Origin of the sequence: Pseudoalteromonas prydzensis (assembly GCF_011050055.1) — a bacterium.
Lineage (GTDB): Bacteria > Pseudomonadota > Gammaproteobacteria > Enterobacterales > Alteromonadaceae > Pseudoalteromonas > Pseudoalteromonas prydzensis_A.
Genome location: NZ_DRGM01000213.1, coordinates 1 through 4,599, shown reverse-complemented (window position 1 = coordinate 4,599; position 4,599 = coordinate 1). Strand labels below are relative to the sequence as shown.

The 4,599-nt window shown below is 41.9% G+C and carries 4 protein-coding genes; 3 read left to right on the top strand and 1 reads right to left on the bottom strand.

The window, feature by feature from the left end; all coding sequences use genetic code 11:
- Nucleotides 1-1,792: DNA gyrase subunit A (gene gyrA, locus ENH88_RS22645; RefSeq protein ID WP_304185812.1), on the bottom strand; the 1,792-nt coding region annotated here is incomplete at its 3' end.
- Between the two features lie 179 nt (nucleotides 1,793-1,971).
- Between gyrA and ubiG the strand changes: the two genes are divergently transcribed.
- The 3 genes from ubiG to ENH88_RS22630 all read left to right on the top strand — a co-directional run.
- Complete coding sequence (ubiG, locus tag ENH88_RS22640) at nucleotides 1,972-2,682, top strand: bifunctional 2-polyprenyl-6-hydroxyphenol methylase/3-demethylubiquinol 3-O-methyltransferase UbiG (protein ID WP_304185811.1); 711 nt, start codon at nucleotides 1,972-1,974, stop codon at nucleotides 2,680-2,682.
- Nucleotides 2,682-3,365, top strand: coding sequence for an HAD family hydrolase (locus ENH88_RS22635; protein WP_304185809.1), 684 nt, complete (start codon nucleotides 2,682-2,684; stop codon nucleotides 3,363-3,365). The genes ubiG and ENH88_RS22635 overlap by 1 nt, the downstream gene beginning before the upstream one ends.
- 401 nt (nucleotides 3,366-3,766) lie before the next feature.
- Nucleotides 3,767-4,599, top strand: an 833-nt coding sequence (locus ENH88_RS22630; protein ID WP_304185808.1) for an ATP cone domain-containing protein, incomplete at its 3' end; no start/stop codon positions are given.

Here is a 4,599-nt window from a genome sequence, read left to right as displayed (position 1 = left end):
CCGCCGTTGAGAAACAAAGAATCGTGTCGTGAGTATTAGCAACTAGTAGACGTTCAATGAAATCTTCATCTTTCATCTTGGTTGCTGATTTACCTTTACCACCACGGCGCTGTGCTTCGTAATCAGACAATGGCTGATACTTCACATACCCTTCGTGAGATAGGGTTACTACTACGTCTTCTTCCGTGATCAAGTCTTCAAGACTAATATCATGGGCAGCGGCGTTGATTTCAGTACGACGTTCATCACCGTATTGCTCTTTAATTTCAACTAACTCATCGCGGATAACTTCCATTAAACGCTCAGGATTAGCAAGAATATATAAAAGCTCGGCAATTAAATCTAATAACGTTTGGTATTCGCTTAGAATCTTTTCATGTTCAAGACCGGTTAGCTTGTGTAAACGTAAATCAAGGATTGCTTGGGCTTGTTGCTCAGAAATATAATACTGACCATCACGAATACCTAAGTCGTCGGCTAACCAATCAGGACGTGCAACATTTGCTTCACCGGCTTTTTCAAGCATGGCTTTTACGTTACCTAATTCCCACGGACGGCTAGCAAGTGCTACTTTAGCTTCAGCTGGCGTTGGTGAGTTACGAATAAGCTCGATAATTGGGTCAATGTTAGCAAGTGCAATTGCTAAGCCTTCAAGCATGTGTGCGCGATCGCGGGCTTTGCGTAAATCAAACACCGTACGACGGGTCACTACTTCACGGCGGTGAATGATGAATTCTTCAAGCATTTCTTTTAAGTTGAAACACTTAGGCTGGTTATTGATCAACGCAACCATGTTCATACCAAACACAGTTTGTAACTGAGTTTGTGCATAAAGGTTGTTTAAAATAACTTCGCCTACGTCACCACGTTTGATCTCGATAACAATACGCATACCGTCTTTATCTGATTCATCACGTAATGCACTAATACCTTCAATCTTCTTATCTTTAACAAGCTCAGCAATTTTTTCGATTAAGCGAGCTTTATTTACTTGATAAGGGATCTCGTGAACGATGATCGTCTCACGATGGGTTTTTTCATCAACTTCAATTTCAGCACGGGCACGCATGTATACTTTGCCACGGCCTGTTAAATAGGCTTGTTCGATGCCTTTTTTACCGTTGATTATTGCCGCAGTTGGAAAATCTGGGCCCGGAATATAATCCATTAATTCATGAATGGTTAGATCGGGGTTTTGAATAAGCGCTAAACAACCATTCACAACTTCAGTTAAGTTATGAGGAGGAATGTTGGTTGCCATACCGACCGCAATACCCGAAGAACCATTCACTAATAAGTTAGGTACTTTAGTTGGTAATACGTCAGGAATTTGTTCTGTACCATCATAGTTAGGCACAAAATCAACCGTCTCTTTGTCAAGATCAGCTAATAGCTCATGAGACATTTTTGCCATACGGACTTCGGTATAACGCATTGCTGCTGCGGAGTCACCGTCAACTGAACCAAAGTTACCTTGGCCGTCAACTAACATATAACGTAAAGAGAAAGGCTGAGCCATACGTACAATGGTGTCGTACACTGCACTATCGCCATGGGGATGGTATTTACCAATTACGTCACCAACCACACGGGCTGATTTTTTGTAAGGCTTATTCCAATCATTATTAAGCTCGTTCATAGCAAACAAAACGCGGCGGTGAACAGGTTTTAAACCATCACGTACGTCTGGCAGTGCTCGTCCTACGATTACGCTCATTGCATAGTCTAAGTAGGAGTTTTTTAACTCGTCTTCAATATTGACTGGCAGAATTTCGTTGGCGAAATCAGTCATTTGATATCACATTCCTTCAGTATTTCCCCACAAAGTGCCGCATATGGGCGCTTGCGAGGATATTAGTTATTATTACCGAGTCATGCTACCACAATTAATTTAAATTTACAGGCGCTAAATCTTTGCGATTTATCAATTTCACCCTATATAATGGCCTGAGATTGACGAGGAAGTTTTTTATGACCGAACATCAGAATGTAGATAGTGCAGAAATTGCAAAGTTTGAAGCCATCGCTGAGCGATGGTGGGACCGCGATGGGGAATTTAAACCCCTTCATGAAATTAACCCTTTACGATTAGATTTTATTGCCGACAAGGCCAATGGCTTATTCGACAAAGAAACCCTCGATGTAGGCTGCGGTGGTGGCATCCTCAGTGAAAGTATGGCGCGAATGGGCGCACACGTTACTGGCATCGATATGGGTCAAGAGCCATTAACCGTTGCGAAACTACATAGTTTAGAAACCGGTGTAAAAGTAGAGTACATTAAAGTACCTGCCGAACAGTATGCGCAAGAGCACCCTGCTCGCTTTGATACTATTACCTGTATGGAAATGTTAGAGCATGTGCCGGACCCTGCGTCTATCATTCATGCCGTAGCAGAATTAGCAAAACCGGGCGCCGATGTATTTTTTTCTACACTCAATAAAACCCCTAAGGCCTACCTGTATGCCATTATTGGTGCAGAAAAATTATTAAAGATGGTGCCGGAAGGTACACACGACCACAAAAAGTTTATTAAACCGGCACAACTCATTGCATGGGCTGAGCAAGCTGGATTAAAAGTACGTGCTAGCGCTGGGCTCAGTTATAACCCGTTATCAAAGCAGTACAGCTTAAATACCGACGTAAGCGTTAATTATATTCTCCACTTTGAGAAACTTGCGTAATGGCTGGTTTTAACACAGCAACACCAATAATTGATTACGACGCCTTTATTTTTGACCTTGATGGCACCTTACTTGATACCGCAGACGACCTTGGCGCTGCGCTTAATAATGTGTTAGCAGCACATAACCAGCCGACTGTTAGCGCCGATGTTTATCGCCCTGCCGCATCTAATGGCGCTATAGCGCTGCTAGAAGCTGGATTTGGCCAACACTGGCACACGCATCCAAAACAAGCTACTTTGCGCCAACAGCTGTTAACTGCCTACGCTGATAATATTGCGATTCATAGCCAATGCTTTACTGGCATTGCACAATTATTGATTGCGCTTGAGCAGCAACAGATCAAATGGGGGATCATGACCAACAAGCCTGAATTTTTGACCACCCCCTTAGTGGCAGCTATCTCTGAGTTAAGTGATGCGCAAGCAATTGTCTGTGGTGACACCCTAAATGTAGCAAAACCATCTCCATTACCTTTACTGCATACAGCACAACTGTTAGATGTCGACCCGAGTCGCTGTTTATATATTGGTGATGCGCAGCGCGACATTATTGCAGCCAAAGCGGCGAACATGCACAGCGCTACAGCGTTGTGGGGATATATCCCCAGTGAAGAGGAAGCATTAAGCTGGCAAGCTGATTTTAATTGGCAATCACCAATTGATGCATTTAACCATATATAGTGGCTTGTTAAATATTAACCACTACATATTGTGATCGTGTTATTTTTTGCACATTGTTTGCTGATAAAAAAAGCAGCCTAAATTTATTTTTAAAATGGTTAAATTTAATCGATCATGAGTTGATTTTTATAAATTTCATTTTAATCAAATGGTCAAAGGTTAATGGCTACTAACACAAACGTGTTATCCCGACGTTATCCACAATTTGGGGCATTTATGCCCCTTGCAAATGATCGCATACCACACTATCTTGTGATCCAGAGTTTGATGAACACCAGATGTTGTGGCTAAATGTTATTCAATTAAATTCTCGCTAGCACCGTCTTATGACAATAAAATATTTATTCTAAGAAAAATGTGTCACTAAAAAATTTTATATCCCAAGGAATACAGGCAAAACTATGAACCAACAGCTATCTGTAAGCAAACGTGACGGTCGTAAAGAGTCACTTGATTTAGATAAGATCCATCGCGTTATTGCTTGGGCCGCCGAAGGTCTGAATAATGTGTCTGTCTCACAAGTTGAGCTAAAATCACACATCCAGTTTTATGATGGTATTCGTACTGAAGACATCCATGAAACCATCATTAAAGCGGCCGCTGATCAGATCTCTAAAGAGTCGCCTGATTATCAATATTTATCAGCTCGCTTAGCTGTATTCCATTTGCGTAAAAAAGCCTATGGTCAATTTGAGCCACCGCGTTTATACGATCACATCGTCAAGTTAGTTGAAGATAAGCGTTACGATGCCCACTTACTCGCTGACTACACAGAGCAAGAAATTGATCAATTAGACGAGTACCTTGATCATGGACGTGATTTAAACTTTAGCTACGCAGCAGTTAAGCAGCTTGAAGGCAAATATTTAGTGCAAAACCGAGTTACCGGTGAAATATATGAAAGCGCGCAGTTTTTATATATTTTAGTTGCGGCTAGCTTGTTCTCTGATTATCCAAAAGAAACCCGTTTAGACTACATTAAACGTTTTTACGATGCGGTGTCATTATTTAAAATTTCTTTACCTACGCCAATTATGGCGGGGGTACGTACACCTACTCGTCAATTCAGCTCATGTGTATTGATTGAGTGTGGTGACAGCTTAGATTCAATCAACGCCACCTCATCTGCGATTGTAAAATACGTATCACAACGTGCGGGTATTGGTATTAATGCTGGACGCATTCGCGCACTAGGTAGCCCTATTCGCAATGGCGAAGCGTACCACACAGGCTG

Bases quoted from the DNA above. Each gene is read 5' to 3' on its own strand.
- ENH88_RS22635 (WP_304185809.1), top strand. From the start codon at position 2,682: ATGGCTGGTTTTAACACAGCAACACCAATAATTGATTACGACGCCTTT.
- ubiG (WP_304185811.1), top strand. From the start codon at position 1,972: ATGACCGAACATCAGAATGTAGATAGTGCAGAAATTGCAAAGTTTGAA.